Annotated in this window: 19 protein-coding genes and 1 other RNA gene; 11 read left to right on the plus strand and 9 right to left on the minus strand. The window is 57.7% G+C overall.

All coding sequences use genetic code 11. The features are described 5' to 3' along the window. Positions 1 to 30: 30 nt before the first annotated feature. On the plus strand, positions 31 to 588 hold the full coding sequence (maa, locus tag H7R76_RS17735; RefSeq protein WP_182965978.1) for a maltose O-acetyltransferase: 558 nt from the start codon (positions 31 to 33) through the stop codon (positions 586 to 588). Positions 589 to 690: 102 nt separating this feature from the next. Further along, on the plus strand, positions 691 to 1,161 hold the full coding sequence (locus H7R76_RS17740) for a YlaC family protein (RefSeq protein ID WP_106927926.1): 471 nt from the start codon (positions 691 to 693) through the stop codon (positions 1,159 to 1,161). Here the strand turns inward: H7R76_RS17740 and pdxR are convergent. Further along, positions 1,130 to 2,587, minus strand: coding sequence for a MocR-like pyridoxine biosynthesis transcription factor PdxR (pdxR, locus tag H7R76_RS17745; RefSeq protein ID WP_106927928.1), 1,458 nt, complete (start codon positions 2,585 to 2,587; stop codon positions 1,130 to 1,132). The genes H7R76_RS17740 and pdxR overlap by 32 nt on opposite strands. A 104-nt stretch (positions 2,588 to 2,691) precedes the next feature. Here pdxR and H7R76_RS17750 point away from each other — a divergent pair, with 104 nt between their 5' ends. Next, entirely contained in the window at positions 2,692 to 3,390 is a 699-nt protein-coding gene (locus H7R76_RS17750; protein WP_106927930.1) for a GNAT family N-acetyltransferase, read from the plus strand. Here H7R76_RS17750 and ykgO read toward each other — a convergent pair. Both ykgO and H7R76_RS17760 read right to left on the minus strand, forming a co-directional pair. Continuing rightward, positions 3,387 to 3,527, minus strand: a complete 141-nt coding sequence (ykgO, locus tag H7R76_RS17755; RefSeq protein WP_003859006.1) for a type B 50S ribosomal protein L36 — start codon at positions 3,525 to 3,527, stop codon at positions 3,387 to 3,389. The two genes, H7R76_RS17750 and ykgO, sit on opposite strands and share 4 nt — an antisense overlap. Next, a complete protein-coding gene (locus H7R76_RS17760) occupies positions 3,527 to 3,790 on the minus strand; it encodes a type B 50S ribosomal protein L31 (protein WP_106927932.1) in 264 nt (87 codons plus the stop codon). The genes ykgO and H7R76_RS17760 overlap by 1 nt, the downstream gene beginning before the upstream one ends. Before the next feature lie 334 nt (positions 3,791 to 4,124). Between H7R76_RS17760 and H7R76_RS17765 the strand changes: the two genes are divergently transcribed. The 5 genes from H7R76_RS17765 to pdeB all read left to right on the plus strand — a co-directional run bounded on the left by H7R76_RS17765 (position 4,125) and on the right by pdeB (position 9,118). Continuing rightward, entirely contained in the window at positions 4,125 to 5,156 is a 1,032-nt protein-coding gene (locus H7R76_RS17765; protein WP_106927934.1) for an isopenicillin N synthase family dioxygenase, read from the plus strand. Between the two features lie 24 nt (positions 5,157 to 5,180). Then, the gene (locus H7R76_RS17770) at positions 5,181 to 5,987 is read left to right on the plus strand and encodes a MetQ/NlpA family ABC transporter substrate-binding protein (protein ID WP_182965980.1); all 807 of its coding nucleotides are present in this window, start codon (positions 5,181 to 5,183) and stop codon (positions 5,985 to 5,987) included. After that, entirely contained in the window at positions 5,984 to 6,775 is a 792-nt protein-coding gene (locus H7R76_RS17775) for a methionine ABC transporter ATP-binding protein (RefSeq protein ID WP_182965982.1), read from the plus strand. Before H7R76_RS17770 ends, H7R76_RS17775 begins: the two co-directional genes overlap by 4 nt. Next, a complete protein-coding gene (locus tag H7R76_RS17780; RefSeq protein WP_181358018.1) occupies positions 6,772 to 7,431 on the plus strand; it encodes a methionine ABC transporter permease in 660 nt (219 codons plus the stop codon). Before H7R76_RS17775 ends, H7R76_RS17780 begins: the two co-directional genes overlap by 4 nt. 97 nt (positions 7,432 to 7,528) lie before the next feature. Then, a complete protein-coding gene (gene pdeB, locus H7R76_RS17785; RefSeq protein ID WP_106927940.1) occupies positions 7,529 to 9,118 on the plus strand; it encodes a cyclic di-3',5'-guanosine monophosphate phosphodiesterase PdeB in 1,590 nt (529 codons plus the stop codon). Here the strand turns inward: pdeB and H7R76_RS17790 are convergent. Further along, complete coding sequence (locus H7R76_RS17790) at positions 9,087 to 9,359, minus strand: metal/formaldehyde-sensitive transcriptional repressor (protein WP_106927942.1); 273 nt, start codon at positions 9,357 to 9,359, stop codon at positions 9,087 to 9,089. The two genes, pdeB and H7R76_RS17790, sit on opposite strands and share 32 nt — an antisense overlap. Positions 9,360 to 9,494: 135 nt before the next feature. Between H7R76_RS17790 and H7R76_RS17795 the strand changes: the two genes are divergently transcribed. Continuing rightward, on the plus strand, positions 9,495 to 10,328 hold the full coding sequence (locus H7R76_RS17795; protein ID WP_106927944.1) for a nickel/cobalt efflux protein RcnA: 834 nt from the start codon (positions 9,495 to 9,497) through the stop codon (positions 10,326 to 10,328). Between the two features lie 11 nt (positions 10,329 to 10,339). On the opposite strand, the gene yczE is transcribed toward H7R76_RS17795, so the two are convergent. Then, complete coding sequence (yczE, locus tag H7R76_RS17800) at positions 10,340 to 10,954, minus strand: membrane protein YczE (RefSeq protein WP_106927946.1); 615 nt, start codon at positions 10,952 to 10,954, stop codon at positions 10,340 to 10,342. Between the two features lie 88 nt (positions 10,955 to 11,042). Between yczE and yczR the strand changes: the two genes are divergently transcribed. Beyond that, the gene (gene yczR / locus H7R76_RS17805) at positions 11,043 to 12,467 is read left to right on the plus strand and encodes a MocR-like transcription factor YczR (protein WP_182965984.1); all 1,425 of its coding nucleotides are present in this window, start codon (positions 11,043 to 11,045) and stop codon (positions 12,465 to 12,467) included. An 89-nt stretch (positions 12,468 to 12,556) separates the two neighbouring features. On the opposite strand, the gene H7R76_RS17810 is transcribed toward yczR, so the two are convergent. The 3 genes from H7R76_RS17810 to ffs form a co-directional block, all read right to left on the minus strand. Beyond that, on the minus strand, positions 12,557 to 12,772 hold the full coding sequence (locus H7R76_RS17810) for a hypothetical protein (RefSeq protein ID WP_106927948.1): 216 nt from the start codon (positions 12,770 to 12,772) through the stop codon (positions 12,557 to 12,559). Continuing rightward, a complete protein-coding gene (locus H7R76_RS17815; protein ID WP_106927950.1) occupies positions 12,769 to 13,017 on the minus strand; it encodes a hypothetical protein in 249 nt (82 codons plus the stop codon). The genes H7R76_RS17810 and H7R76_RS17815 overlap by 4 nt, the downstream gene beginning before the upstream one ends. Positions 13,018 to 13,327: 310 nt before the next feature. Then, positions 13,328 to 13,424: signal recognition particle sRNA small type (ffs, locus tag H7R76_RS17820), an RNA gene on the minus strand. Between the two features lie 165 nt (positions 13,425 to 13,589). Between ffs and H7R76_RS17825 the strand changes: the two genes are divergently transcribed. Continuing rightward, positions 13,590 to 13,901 carry an MGMT family protein gene (locus tag H7R76_RS17825; protein WP_106927951.1) on the plus strand — a complete coding sequence of 104 codons (312 nt, stop codon included), beginning with the start codon at positions 13,590 to 13,592 and terminating at the stop codon, positions 13,899 to 13,901. 56 nt (positions 13,902 to 13,957) lie between these two features. On the opposite strand, the gene H7R76_RS17830 is transcribed toward H7R76_RS17825, so the two are convergent. Beyond that, a complete protein-coding gene (locus H7R76_RS17830) occupies positions 13,958 to 14,458 on the minus strand; it encodes a YbaY family lipoprotein (RefSeq protein ID WP_106927953.1) in 501 nt (166 codons plus the stop codon). Positions 14,459 to 14,506: the final 48 nt, after the last annotated feature.

Here is a 14,506-nt window from a genome sequence, read left to right on the forward strand (position 1 = left end):
AGGTGGTGGCTCCGCTAACAGGAGGCACCGATGAGTGATGAAAAACGCAAAATGATTGCCGGCGAACCCTATCGTCCGGGAGATGAAACGCTAAGAACGGACCGGATTCGCGCCAGGCAGCTTATCCACCGTTATAACCATACGGCACCGGATGAAAAAGCCGAACGCACAGCGTTACTGAAAGCGCTGCTCGGCAAAGGGGATGGCGCCTATATTGAACCCACCTTCCGCTGCGATTATGGCTACAATATTCACCTTGGCGCTAACTTCTACGCCAACTTTGACTGTGTGATGTTGGATGTCTGCCCGGTTCACATCGGCGATAACTGTATGCTGGCGCCGGGTGTGCATATCTACACTGCCACGCATCCGCTGGATGCCGACGAACGTAACAGCGGCGTGGAGTTCGGCAAACCGGTCACCATCGGCCACAACGTATGGATCGGCGGACGAGCGATCGTCAACCCCGGTGTGACCATCGGTGATAATGCCGTCATCGCTTCAGGCGCGGTAGTCGTCAAAGATGTCCCGGCTAACGCCGTTGTCGGCGGCAACCCGGCGCGCATCATTAAAATGTTATCAAAATAACAGCGGCAGACTGTTATGGTTTTTTGCAACCGATCTGTTACTTTTTGCATGGATTAACGCAACATACAATAGGCTATTCCGCCCTACGTTGCCGAGCAAAAGATGTCAGAGATCCAGCGATTACTCACGCAAACCATTGATGAACTGAACGCCCGTGAAAAGCGCGACAACCGGCCGCGCTTTAGCATCAGCTTTATCCGCAACCATCCCGGACTGTTTGTCGCCATGTACCTTGCCTTCTTCGCCACCCTGGTGGTGATGATGCGCTCAGAGACGCTGGCCGACTCCGTCTGGCTACTGTGGCTGCTGTTCGCGCTGTTGAACGGCTTTTTCTTTTTCGACGTCTACCCGCGCTACCGCTACGAAGATATCGACGTCCTGGATTTCCGCGTGTGCTACAACGGCGAGTGGTACAACACCCGCTTCGTCCCACCGCAGCTGATTGAAAAAATTCTGCACTCCAGCCGCGTCGACGGTCAGTACAAAACCCAGCTGCAAAAAATGGTCACCACCAAAGGCGAACTGTCGTTCTACGACGTTTTCACTCTCGCCCGCGCCGAAGCGGCGCAATAAGCCGCTGTAAAGTCCGTATCGCCGGTGCAAACTGCGATGCGGACGTATTGCCATAGCCCAGTACCAGCCCTGAACGCGCGTGCTGACGGTTAAGGTAAAAGCTACTCAGCGCACCAGGCGCCATCTGGTGCGCGCGCAGTTGGCGAACCAGCGTCACATCATCAATGCCGTCAATCGCCACCGTCATATGCAGCCCGCCCTCGCCCGCCATCAACTCGTGCGGCACGATCAGTTCTTGTTCCAGTACCTCACACAGCTGTATCTGCCGTTTACGGTACAAACGCCGCATCGCCGCCAGATGGCGAGCGTAATGTCCCTCCTCAATAAAACAGGCCAGCGCGCGCTGCTCTGCACGATGACCGCCGCGCAGCAGCGCACGGATAGCCGGCTGGGCGCTTTCCACCAGCATCGAGGGTAGCACCATAAATCCGAGGCGCAGCGACGGAAATAAGGTTTTGCTAAAGGTGCCAAGATAGACCACCGGCGCGTTAGGGGCCATGCCGCGCATCGCGGGAATCGGCTCGCCGCTAAAGCGAAACTCGCTGTCGTAATCATCCTCCACGATCCAGCAACCGTGCTGACGAGCATATTCCAGCAGCGCCAGACGTCGCGCCGCGCTGAGCACGCTGCCGGTGGGATACTGGTGAGAAGGTGACGTAAAAATCAGCCTCGGTGGCGCTAACCCGGCGTCAATCTTCATGCCCTCTCGATCCACCGCCACCCCCTCCAGCTTTAGCCCGGCGGTCAGAAATGCGCTTTTGGCACCGAAATAGCCAGGCTCTTCAACCCATGCCGACTGCCCAGGCTCGCTCAGCAGATGGGTGCACAAATTCACGCCTTCCAGCGCCCCTTCGGTGATGACTATCTGTCGCGCGTCGCAGTCAATCCCGCGCGACAGCGCCAGATGGCGGGCAATTGCCGTTCGCAGCGGCCACTCGCCTGCCGAGTCACCATAGCCCAGCAGGCTACTGCCCTCTTCGCGCAGCACGCGATCGAGCAGACGCCGCCAGAGCGGCAAAGGAAAATAGTTGATCGCCGGAGTACCGGGCGTAAATAACAGCGGCGGATGATCACGCGGCAGCACCTGTGGCAGGGCGGAAAGACGTGCCGAGAGCGCGATCGGTACCTCAACCGGCCCTTCATCGGCCGCCGTCTGCGGCAATCGCGCCACGCGCGAGCCGCGGCGATCGCGGCGCAGGTAGCCTTCCATCGCCAGCTGCTCCAGCGCGGCATTGACGGTATTGCGTGAAATCCCCAGCCGCAGGGCCACGGTACGCGATCCGGGCAGCCAGCTCTCTGCGCGCAGCTGCCCCTGCAGAATGGCATCTCTGAGCGTAGCGTACAGGCTTCGTTGCAGCGTTTCCTCGCCGCGTGCGCTCAGCGCGGTAGACAGCAGGGCAAAAAAGGGATCGTCGGGAATATTCATTACGGCTCCTTGTGGCACCATCAAAAGATAGCCTGGTGGCACTTTTTATGGAACCAGTAAACGCCTACGCTCGGGGCATTGCTTTTTTTCCCGAAGGAGAGGTTATGAGTCAGCTCAATCAATTTGGTCAATTAATTGGCGATGCGCTGCCGGACTGGCAGCCGCGCGCACACCCACAGCGTACGGTACTTGAGGGGCGTTTTTGTCGTCTGGAGCCGTTGCAACAACAGCACGCTGAGGCGCTCTTCGCCGCGCATCAGCAGGCCGCGGATACCCGCAGTTGGACGTGGCTACTGCGCGAGCCGGATGATTCGCCGGAAGCTTATCGTCAGTGGATCGCCAGCGTTGAAACGCTGCAGGATCCGATGCATTTTGCGGTAATAGATGCGCACAGCCAGCAGCCCGTTGGCTCGCTGGCATTGATGCGCATAGACCCCAAAAATGGCGTGGTGGAAGTCGGCCATGTGCACTTTTCGCCACGGCTTAGCCGCACACCGGCGGCCACCGAAGCGCAGTGGCTGCTGATGCGCTACGCCTTTGATACGCTCGGCTATCGTCGCTATGAGTGGAAGTGCAACAGCCTGAATGAACCGTCGCGCCAGGCGGCGCTGCGCTTAGGCTTCCAGTTTGAAGGGCGCTTTCGTCAAGCGCTGGTGATTAAAGGGCACAACCGTGATACCGACTGGTTTTCCATCATTGACGGCGAGTGGCCAGCGCTGGATAGCGCCTTCCGCGCCTGGCTTGCCGCCGATAACTTTACCACCGACGGCAAGCAACGCCGGTCCCTGGCGTCTTTACGTTAGCGACGTTTCTTACGCCCCTGCACGGCTTTAAAGCGGGGGTTTGACTTGCAGATGACGTACAGACGCCCCTTGCGTTTAACAATCTGGCAGTCAGGGTGGCGCTGTTTTGCGCTGCGCAGCGAGTTCAGTACCTGCATCATTCACCTCTTTTTATATCAACAAAGCGGCCAAAGCGCTGGGTAAAGCGGGCAACGCTGCCTTCCGCCGACACGCTTCTCTGCTTGCCGGTGTAGTACGGATGCGATTTGGACGACACATCAATGGTGACATACGGATATGTCACACCTTCCAGCGTAATCTCGCGCTCCGTTTTAATGGTAGAACCCACTTTAAAGTACTCATTGGCACTGGTGTCGTGGAATACCACGGTACGGTAATGGGGATGGATATTCGCTTTCATCTCGACCTCAATAGATATGTTATAACATAACAATTAAAATACGCCGTCAGAAAGCGTAATGCAACCCCACCGTTTGCAGGTATAACCGTTTTCCCCGCCGAGCACCTCTCTCCTGGCGCTCGAGCCCGATGCTGCACGCCTTAGCGATTTTTCGCAAAAGCTCAGACCCGTCCGCGAATATAAATTAGACAATAACGTTATTGGTCGCATGAATTGCCCTCTGGCAGGCTGTCTCCATCAACCCGAAGGAGATATCCCATGCAGCGCTGTTGTTGTCATCCCGCATTCGCACCACCTGAACATCACGGCATTAATTGGCAATACGGAGAACACAATGAGTCTGACCACCCTGCCCGTCCTCAGCCTGGCGCACTACCACCGACCGTCTGAGCGCGCTGAATTTCTGCAACAGCTTCGCCACGCCGCCCGCGACGTCGGCTTTTTCTATCTGACCGATCACGGCATCGACGATGCCCTACAGCGTGCGCTACAGTCAGAGTCCCGCCGTTTTTTCGCCCTGTCCGACGAACAAAAACAGCAGGTTGCGATGATCCACTCCCCGCACTTTCGCGGCTATAACCGCAGCGCCGCCGAGCTGACGCGCGGGCAGCCTGACTGGCGGGAACAGTTTGATGTCGGCGCTGAGCGCCAGGCCATCACTTTACGCGAGCACGATCCGCGCTGGCTGCAGCTACAAGGGCCCAATCTGTGGCCGGAAGCGCTGCCCACCCTGCGCCCGGTGTTGCTGCAATGGCAGCATGCGATGACCGATATGGCCATGACGCTGCTGCGCGCCTTTGCTGAGGCCCTGCACCTGCCGCGTGAAGCATTTGACACCCTGTATGGCGAAAAGCCCAACGAACACATCAAGCTGATCCGATATCCGGGTCAGCAGGATACGCAAAACAGCACTCAGGGCGTCGGTGCCCACAAAGACTCCGGTTTTCTAAGCTTTCTGCTGCAGGACGAACAAAAGGGCCTGCAGGTCGAGGTCAGCGACGGCCAGTGGATCGACGCCGCGCCCCTGCCAGGCAGCTTTGTTGTGAACATCGGCGAACTGCTTGAGCTGGCGACCAACGGTTACCTGCGCGCGACCGTGCACCGGGTGATCACCCCGCCGGCTAACAGCCAGCGATTGTCGATTGCCTTTTTCCTCGGCGCCCAGTTGGATGCCGTCGTCCCGGTGTACTCGCTGCCGGAGGCGCTGGCGCGGGAAGCCAACGGGCCGCAAAGCGATCCGCAAAATCCGCTGCTGCGGGATGTGGGTTGGAATTATCTCAAAGGCCGCCTGCGCTCCCATCCAGACGTGGCGGAACGCTATTACCGTGACGTGCTGCGTGCGCGCAGCGAACAACTCATTGCCTGACCTAAAACAATAAGGAAACACACCATGAAATATGCCGCTTTTAAACTGGCAGGCGTTGCACTGTCTCTCGCTCTGGCCTGGAACGCTTCCGCCGAGCCGCTGCGCGTCGCTGCCGACCCGGTTCCGCACGCCGAAATTCTGAAGTTCATTCAGAAGCAAGATCCAAAGCTCGATCTGAAAATCGTCGAGCTGACCAGCGGCGTAAATGCCAATGAGCTGCTGGCGAATGGCGATGTCGACGCCAACTATTTCCAGCACGTGCCGTACCTGAAAGATCAGGAAAAAGCGCTGGGTAAAACCTTCGCCGTGGCCGCCACAGTACATATTGAGCCGCTGGGCATCTACTCGCACAAACACAAGGATCTGCAATCGCTGCCGGAAGGGGCGACCGTCGCGGTGCCGAATAACACCACCAACCTGAGCCGCGCCCTGTTCCTGCTGCAAAGCAAAGGCCTGATCAAGCTGGCGGCCAAGTTTACCGACCCGGCAACCACGCTGGCGACGCCAAAAGATATTGTCGAGAACCCGCACAAGCTGAAGATCCTTGAAGTGGAATCACCGCAAATCCCCCGCTCGCTGGATGACGTCGACCTGGCGGTGATCAACGGCAACTACGCCCTGGAAGCCGGACTTACGCCAGCCAAAGATGCGCTGGGGCTGGAGAGCGCCGAGCATAACCCGTACGCCAATATCCTGGTCACCAAACCGCAGCTGGCGAATGACCCACGGATTAAAGCGCTGGCAAAAGATTTAACGTCACCTCAGGTGGCGGAATTTATTCGCCAGCATTACAACGGTTCGGTCATCCCGGTCAGCGCGCCGCAGTCATGATCGCCATTGAAGGGCTGAGTAAGCACTATGCCGGAGGAGGCCAACCGGCGCTGAATAACGTGTCGTTTAGCGTTCCGCAGGGGGCGATTTACGGCATCCTGGGGCGCAGCGGCGCGGGCAAAAGCACGCTGATTCGCTGCCTGAACTTACTGGAGCGGCCCAGCGCGGGCCGCATCTTGTTCAACGGCGAGGATATTGCGCACTATGACAAAGCGCAGCTGCGCGCCCATCGCCTGCGCACCGGCATGATCTTCCAGCACTTCAACCTGCTGCACGCCCGCAGCGTCGCCGACAACGTGGCGGTGCCGCTGGAGATTGCCGGCGTACCCAAGGCGCAGCGGCAAAAACGCGTCGCCGAACTGCTGGCGCTGGTGGGGCTGAGCAACAAAGCGGACGCCTTTCCTTCTCAGCTGTCCGGTGGGCAGAAGCAGCGCGTGGGCATTGCCCGCGCGCTGGCCGCCGAGCCGGATGTGCTGCTGTGTGACGAGGCCACCAGCGCGCTGGACGCCGAAACGACCGCCAGCGTACTGGCGCTGCTGGAAAGCATTAACCGCCAACTGGGGCTGACGATTGTGCTGATCACCCATCAGTTGGAGGTCGTTAAAAATCTGTGTGACCACGTGGCGCTGCTGGAAGGCGGAGAACTGCAGGAGAGCGGTAAAATTGCCGATCTGCTGGTCTCGCCCTGGTCGCGTCTGCGGGATATCTTGCTGGGTGACGGCGACGAAGAACGCCGCTTCCTGGCTCGTCATGGTCTGGACGGGAGGCCGCTATGCATAGTCGCATGAGCTGGGAAGAATTATGGCCGCTGCTGGTCGATGGCACGCTGGAAACCGTGTATATGGTCGGACTGGCGGCCCTGTTTACCGTACTCATTGGTCTGCCGCTGGGCGTACTGCTGTTTATTTCGCGCCGTCAGGGGCTGGTGCCGATGCCGCATCTTAACGCCGTGCTGGGGGCGGTCATTAACACCGGCCGTTCGCTACCGTTTATCGTACTACTGATTGCGCTTATCCCCTTTACCCGGCTACTGGTGGGGACCACGCTCGGCAGCACCGCGGCGATTGTGCCGATTACGCTCGGCGCCATCCCCTTCTTCGCGCGCCTGACCGAAAGCGCGCTCGATGAAGTGGAGTACGGACGCATCGAGGCCGTGCTGTCAATGGGCGGTAACGCCTGGCACGTCATCGGCAAAGCGCTGCTACCGGAGGCCCTGCCCGCGCTGCTGGCCGCCACCACGCTGACCATCGTCATGCTGATCGGTTTCTCGTCAATGGCCGGCGTCATCGGCGGCGGCGGACTGGGGGATTTAGCGATTCGCTATGGCTATCAGCGATTTAACGATCAAATTATGGTAGGAACGGTGTTGATTCTGGTGCTGATGGTACAAGGTGTACAAATGGGCGGTGACCGGCTGGTGCGTTCGCTGGCACACCGGCGCTAGTTTCCTGACAATTCGGGTAGGCCAAAGCGATTTCGCATAATAAGCGCCTGGATTGTCAGGTATACTTGTCGTAGTTTGCCCTGGATAAGGACTGGCAGTGACAACTCGACATCTGGTCGGCCTGATAACCGGCGTGCTTATCATGGCGATTTTTTTACCCATACTGCTCAGTATCTGGCTCGCCCAGCGTGAAGCGCATAAGCAGTTTATTGATGAGCAGGAGACTTACGCCTCCCGAGTGCTTGTTCGCACCGAGCAGGTAATGAACCAGGCGAAAGGCGCGCTGCGTGAAATGGACGCCATGCAGGTATCGGGATGCGGCCCGGAGCATCTGCAGGCCATGCGCCGCCTTTCCTACTCCTGGCGCTATATCCAGGAAGTACTGTTCCTCGACGGTTTAACCGTTAAATGTTCATCGCTGGAAAGCAACAGCACCCATTTTACCTTCCCGAAACCCGACCGCATTATCCCCGCTGGCTACCGGGCCTGGTACACCGATCAAAACGATCTTGGTATTCGTCGCTATATGGCGGCCTTCGCTTCCGATCACCACATGGTGATTATCGACCCTATCTCGTTTATCGACGTGATTCCGTTTACCAATTCCACCACTCAGGTGGCGTTAATCAGTACGCATAACAACCGCGTCCTGGCCAGTAGCGCTTCGCTGGATCAGCAAGCCTGGCAGCGTATTCAACAAGAGCATCTCGAGACCCTGACCCGCGACAACGTTGTCTATACCGTCCGCCAGTTCCCCGACCTGCAGGTGGCGATCATGACCTGGTCCTCCACGCTGCCCCTGACGGCGCGTTTGCGCCACCAGCTCATGATCTGGGTCCCTGCGGGCGTGCTGCTCAGCCTGCTGGCATGCTGGCTGATTATCCGGGTTCTGAAACACCTGCAGTCCCCGCGCCAGCGGATGCTGGACGCGTTGAACAACGCCGATATTTCCGTTTACTATCAGCCCATTGTCTCAATCAGCGACGGGAAAGTGATGGGCTGCGAAGCGCTGGCCCGCTGGAAGCAAGCCGACGGGAGCTACCTCTCGCCGGAAATTTTTATCCCGCTTGCCGAGCAAACCGGCCTGATTACGCACCTGACGGAAAGCGTGGTGAAGACGGTCTTCCACGATCTTGGCAAATGGTTAAGCCTGCATCCGGATGTGCACGTCTCAATTAACCTGTCGGTGGCTGATTTTCAGTCGGTCGTGCTGCAAACCCTGCTGCACCAGCAGCTGCGTATCTGGAATGTGCGGCCGCAGCAGGTGGCGCTTGAGCTAACCGAACGCGGCTTCGCCGACCCAAAAACCACGCTACCGGCAATTAAAGCCTACCGTAAGGCCGGGCACGCCATCTATATCGACGATTTCGGCACCGGCTACTCGAGCCTGAGCTACCTACAGGATTTAGAGGTTGATACCTTAAAGCTGGATAAATCTTTCGTTGACGCACTGGAATATGCGCAGGTCACGCCGTACATCATTGAGATGGCGAAAACCCTTCAGCTCAACGTGGTGGCGGAAGGGATTGAAACCCCATGTCAGGCCAAGTGGTTACACGAACATGGTGTGCAGTTCGGGCAAGGCTGGCTCTACAGCAAAGCCTTACCCAAAGAGGCCTTTATTATCTGGTCGGAAAACAATCTGCGCACGCACGCTACTTCAGGTAAGACTTCATCACCTGCATGACCACCTCCAGGTCGGCTTCACGCTGCGTTTCATCGGGCTCTTTCACCACGTGATCGGTGAGATGGCCCTGAATCACCTGCATCATCATACCGTTAACCGCACCGCGAATCGCCGCCAACTGCTGTAGCACCTCGGCGCACTCGTGCTCGCGGTTCAGCATTTTTTCCAGCGCAGCGCTCTGCCCCTGAATTTTCTTCAGGCGGGTCAATAACATCTTCTTGTGACGAACGGTATGTGACATAGCGGGTTCCTTTCTCTACACCTGCGCAAGCATACCATGCACCGCCTTTTCTGCGTATTTTTGTACTAGGGGGTAGTATATAAATACTGGGTAGGAGTATAGTGTGCGCACTTTCTGACAAGGATCTTCACGGCAATGACCGACTTCACCACGCTCTTACAACAGGGCAATGCCTGGTTCTTTATCCCCGGTGCGATTGCGCTTGGCGCCCTGCACGGCCTGGAACCAGGACACTCCAAAACCATGATGGCCGCGTTTATCGTCGCCATTCGCGGGACCCTCAAGCAGGCCGTGTTTCTGGGACTCGCTGCCACGCTATCGCACACGGCGGTAGTCTGGATTATCGCCATGGCGGGAATGTGGTTTGGCCGCGGCTGGAACGCGCAGACGGCCGAGCCGTGGTTTCAACTGCTGTCCGGTATCATCATTATTGCTATCGCCCTATGGATGTTGTGGCGAACCTGGCGCGAGTCGCACGGTGCGCATCACCATCATCACCACCACTCTCATGACCATGATCATGACCACGCACATGGACATGACCACCCGTCTCACGATCACCATCACCACGACCATCTGGTGGACGTTGACGAGCAAGATGCCCACCAGCGCGCGCATGCCGAAGAGATCAACCGACGCTTCACCGGGCAGAAGGTCACGACCGGGCAGATCGTCATGTTTGGCCTGACCGGTGGGCTGATCCCCTGCCCGGCATCCATCACTATTTTGCTGATCTGTCTTCAGCTAAAGCACGTCGCGCTGGGCGCAACGCTGGTGCTGAGCTTTAGCGTCGGGCTCGCGCTAACGTTAGTCGCTTCCGGTGCCATCGCCGCCATTGGCCTTAAACACGTCAGCACACGCTGGCGCGGCTTTGGCGAACTGTCACGCCGGGCTCCGTGGTTTTCCGGCGCGCTGATCATTCTGGTAGGGCTTTACATGATGGGGCACGGCATCAGCGGATTATCCTGATGCCATCGGGATCAGGACGGCAGTTCGGCTTTTAGCGGTTTGCGCTGAGCGACGCGCGGTAGCTGGAACCACGGCAGGCATATTTGAATCAGTGGACCAATTGCCAGCGCGTACAGCACCGTACCAATACCAAACGCGCCGCCCAGCAGTACGCCAATCAGCAGCACTGAGATTTCAATCGTGGTACGAATGCGTCGAATCGGCCAGCCGGTTCGGGCATGAATGCCGGTCATCAGCCCATCGCGGGGGCCAGCGCCGAATCCTGCGCCGATGTACATCCCGGTCGCCAGCGCGTTCAGCACCACCGCCAGCAGCAAAAGCGCGCTGCGCAGCCACAGCGATTCCAGCGGTGGCAGGATCGACAGCGTCGCATCAGCCGCCAGCCCCAGCACGATAACGTTGCTGATGGTGCCCAACCCCGGCCGCTGACGCAGCGGGATCCACAGCAGCAGCACCGCCGCGCCGGTGAGGATCATCACCAGGCCAATATCCAGCGACGCAAGCCCGGCCACCCCAAGGTGAAATACGTTCCAAGGATCGGCACCCAGGTTGGCGCGGACGTATACGGCAGTTGAAACGCCGTAGAGTATTAACCCAATATAAAGTTGAATCAGTCGGCGTAACATCACTACCTCTGCCTGTTATGTGAGGCTTTCATCATCGATAAAAATGGCATTATGATTAATGACCAGTTTTAAAGAAGTGGACTGCTCTATGATTCGACGCTCTGCGACCCAATCGTTAGTTCGCCTGCTCGGCCAATGGCAGGAGAGCCCCTCATCCACACCGCTGTGGCGACAGCTCACCGATGCACTGCGGCTGTTGATCCTCGATGGCCGGCTGCCGCTGGGGACCCGTCTGCCTGGCGAACGTGAATTTGCCAGCGCGCTGGGTGTCAGCCGTACCACTATCGCCAGCGCGCTAGCGCAGCTACGCGATGAAGGCTATGTGCAAAGCCGCCAGGGAAGCGGCTCCACGGTAACCCTGGCGGGAAATAGTCATCCGCGGGCGCCGCGTACCAATGCCGCCCCCACGCTGGATCTTTCTACCGCTGCGCTGGCGGCGGGCGCTGAAATTCATCATGCGTACAGCCACGCGTTGGCGGCACTACCGGAACATCTGGCAAATACCGGCTACGATCAGCACGGTCTTCCCACGCTGCGGGATGCCATCGCCCGGCGCTACTGCGCGCGCGGCCTGCCAACACACGCCGACGAAATTATGCTGGTTAACGGCGCGGTCAGCGGGCTGGCGCTGATCCTGCGCTACCTGACAGGACCGGGCGATCGCGTGGTTGTAGAGACCCCGACCTATCCTCTCGCCATTTCCGCCATCGAAGGCGCCTCCTGCCGTCCGGTGGCCCTGCCGCTGCCGGAAAAAGGCTGGGACACCGATGGTCTGGCCGCTATCATCGCCCAAACCGCGCCGCGTCTGGCCTATCTGATGCCCGATTTTCAAAATCCGACCGGCCAATGTATGGACAGCGCGACGCGTCAAACCATTGCCGATCTGGCGGCGCGAACCTGCACGACGCTGGTGGTTGACGAAACGATGGTCGATTTGTGGTACAACGCCCCGCCACCGCCACCGCTGGCGGCCTTCAATCACGAGGCGCCGATTATTACCGTCGGCTCGACCGGCAAAAGCTTCTGGGGCGGCCTGCGGCTGGGGTGGATTCGCGCGTCGACCACAACCATCGCCGCGCTCATTCAGACTCGCGATACGCTGGATTTAGGTTCTCCGCTGCTGGAACAGCTGGCCACCTGCTGGCTGCTGGAAAATGAACGCACCCTGCTGCCCGAAAAGCGCCGCCTGCTGAAAGCCCGTCGTGATATGTGTGCGACGCTGATGCAAGAGTACTTTCCGCAGTGGAAATTTGTGCTGCCGGAGGGAGGGCTATCGTTCTGGGTGACGCTACCGGACATGATGGCCACGCGTTTTGCCGCCCGCGCGGAGGCGGTTGGAATTCATATTGGCGTCGGAACGCGCTTTGGCCTGGCCGGTGGCGGTGAGCGGAACCTGCGTATTCCCTTCACGCTGGATGATAACACCCTGCGGCAAGCGTTTATGACTTTGCAGCCCGTATGGACCGCATTAGCGGGCCAGCACAGCGGGAATAAAGTGCGGAAAATTATTTAATCGCGCGCGATGCATTGCCGCGCGCAATAACAGAATGGGCCTGGCGCTGATATATTCTTTATAAAAATAAAATGAAACCAAAGAATATATTAGTGCTGCGGAGGGATCGGAAAACCTTTTAGCGAAATAACGAAAGATTCTCCCTCTTTTTTAATCTTCGCCCCGGTATCGCACCAGTCGGAGGCAATACGAAAGAATTCATCGCTACCCACGTTCCAGTTGAGAAGAACATGCTTTACGTAGCCCGAGCGTAATAAATCGCAGGCTTCACTGTAATTACAGGCTATGGTCGGTGGCTGTTTCATTTTCTCTTCTTCAGGATTTTACGTAACGCTTTGATTTCTTTAGGTGTAAATGGTGCGACATCTTCTTCCGTATGCTGGCTGTCGATGTCATCTTCACATACGCCCGCCTCTTCTTCCGCCGCAAAACCCAGCAGCAGCAGCTTTTCCGCCGCCGCGCCTAACGTCAGGCCATTAGCCTCCGCGTAGTGGCGAAGTTTCTCTTTTACGCTTTCATCAATTTTTACGTTCAGCACTGCAATGGTCATGTTTATCCTCGCCACGCGTCATCCAGGACGCGGATGTGTGTTAGCGCTTCACAGCGGCTTGTTTGTATTATTTCTGTAATAACTAATACATCAAGTTAACAACACATTCCACAAATATATTTTTAACACACAAGGTAATATAAACACCCAATATTAATTTAAATGCAATTTATGACACATATATGACAAGTTTATTACAATTAGATGAAGTTTATTTTAAACATCAGAACGTTAAGCGCAAAAGGCCTGACTATTTAAGGGGTACAAAAGCGGGGATCGCGAAAAGAAGAGAGGCACAAATGGGTGGAGGCCCTGCCAGCTACATCCCGGCACACGCGTCATCTGCCTTGGCTGCTTCCTTCCGGACCTGACCTGGTAAACAGAGTAGCGTTGCGGGAGAACCAACAGGGCCCCCATTGAGAGCGTTGTTACCCAACGCGCTGGCGCATTATCCCTGCTGAAGCAGGCAATTGCAAGCTATCTGCTTCTGCCTGCTGGATTCTTGCGCAATTGCCCCTTCACAGCGGCCATCGAGCTGATTATGCTGAAAGTTCTGCCCTCAGGAACCGACTATGGACGCTTTTGATACTTTTCCCCACCGCGTTTGGCAAATCGTCGCCTCTATTCCGCAAGGCTCTGTGACCACCTACGGTGACGTTGCCAGGCTTGCGGGCTCGCCGCGCGCGGCACGTCAGGTGGGCGGTGTGCTCAGACGACTGCCGGAAGGCTCAACCCTGCCCTGGCATCGGGTGGTGAACCGCCACGGTGCAATCTCACTGACCGGCCCCGATCTCCAGCGCCAGCGTCAGGCGCTGCTGGCTGAAGGCGTACAGGTTTCAGGAAGTGGGCAGATTGATATGCAGAAATATCGCTGGCGGTACTAGCTGGCTATCGCCAGCCATCGGGCAAAAAAATGCCCTCACGTGGAGGGCATTGAGGGTTACGGGACCTGAACCGGGGCGGTGTCCTGCACCGGCACCGCGGTTTGCTGTACCGGAACCAGCGTCACATCGGCTTTAGTGCCGCCGTGGTTGATAACTTCCTGGATGGTATCGGTGATAAACAGCAGCTTGCCGTTTTGCGTCACCGCGGCGCTTAACAGAATGCGCGCGTTCGGCTGAATGTCGGCCGGGTTGTACGGCAGAACGAAGCTAAACGGCGCCTGCTTACCTTCCGTACGCGTGACTTTCTGCGACAGTACGCGAGACGGCGCATCAGCCAGTGAAGCATCGGACAAGGTGACCGTCAGAACCGCATCCGGCGGCAGCGCCACTTTCTGGCGAATCCATACGGTACCGGAGACGTTCGGCCCCGTGATTGCCGCGGCCTGGGCTGCTGCTTCTGGCGCAGGTGACTGATTCTGACTTTGCTGGTGAGTCTGGGCACAGCCCGCGAGGGTCAGTGCAACCGCCAAACCACTTAAGATCGGCACGAGTTTCATTAGCATTCTCCTTTTCGCTCACTCAAATTAAGGCTGTTTTCTCATTTG

The sequence above is a fragment of the Klebsiella sp. WP8-S18-ESBL-06 genome, from assembly GCF_014169755.1.
Classification (GTDB): Bacteria; Pseudomonadota; Gammaproteobacteria; order Enterobacterales; family Enterobacteriaceae; genus Kluyvera; species Kluyvera ascorbata_B.

Coding starts and splice junctions, on each gene's coding strand:
- H7R76_RS17830 (WP_106927953.1), bottom strand. CDS start 14,458: ATGAAACTCGTGCCGATCTTAAGTGGTTTGGCGGTTGCACTGACCCTC.
- maa (WP_182965978.1), top strand. CDS start 31: ATGAGTGATGAAAAACGCAAAATGATTGCCGGCGAACCCTATCGTCCG.
- H7R76_RS17765 (WP_106927934.1), top strand. CDS start 4,125: ATGAGTCTGACCACCCTGCCCGTCCTCAGCCTGGCGCACTACCACCGA.
- H7R76_RS17795 (WP_106927944.1), top strand. CDS start 9,495: ATGACCGACTTCACCACGCTCTTACAACAGGGCAATGCCTGGTTCTTT.
- H7R76_RS17760 (WP_106927932.1), bottom strand. CDS start 3,790: ATGAAAGCGAATATCCATCCCCATTACCGTACCGTGGTATTCCACGAC.
- H7R76_RS17810 (WP_106927948.1), bottom strand. CDS start 12,772: ATGAAACAGCCACCGACCATAGCCTGTAATTACAGTGAAGCCTGCGAT.
- H7R76_RS17770 (WP_182965980.1), top strand. CDS start 5,181: ATGAAATATGCCGCTTTTAAACTGGCAGGCGTTGCACTGTCTCTCGCT.
- yczE (WP_106927946.1), bottom strand. CDS start 10,954: ATGTTACGCCGACTGATTCAACTTTATATTGGGTTAATACTCTACGGC.
- ykgO (WP_003859006.1), bottom strand. CDS start 3,527: ATGCAGGTACTGAACTCGCTGCGCAGCGCAAAACAGCGCCACCCTGAC.
- H7R76_RS17740 (WP_106927926.1), top strand. CDS start 691: ATGTCAGAGATCCAGCGATTACTCACGCAAACCATTGATGAACTGAAC.
- pdxR (WP_106927928.1), bottom strand. CDS start 2,587: ATGAATATTCCCGACGATCCCTTTTTTGCCCTGCTGTCTACCGCGCTG.
- H7R76_RS17790 (WP_106927942.1), bottom strand. CDS start 9,359: ATGTCACATACCGTTCGTCACAAGAAGATGTTATTGACCCGCCTGAAG.
- H7R76_RS17750 (WP_106927930.1), top strand. CDS start 2,692: ATGAGTCAGCTCAATCAATTTGGTCAATTAATTGGCGATGCGCTGCCG.
- yczR (WP_182965984.1), top strand. CDS start 11,043: ATGATTCGACGCTCTGCGACCCAATCGTTAGTTCGCCTGCTCGGCCAA.
- H7R76_RS17780 (WP_181358018.1), top strand. CDS start 6,772: ATGAGCTGGGAAGAATTATGGCCGCTGCTGGTCGATGGCACGCTGGAA.
- H7R76_RS17775 (WP_182965982.1), top strand. CDS start 5,984: ATGATCGCCATTGAAGGGCTGAGTAAGCACTATGCCGGAGGAGGCCAA.
- H7R76_RS17825 (WP_106927951.1), top strand. CDS start 13,590: ATGGACGCTTTTGATACTTTTCCCCACCGCGTTTGGCAAATCGTCGCC.
- H7R76_RS17815 (WP_106927950.1), bottom strand. CDS start 13,017: ATGACCATTGCAGTGCTGAACGTAAAAATTGATGAAAGCGTAAAAGAG.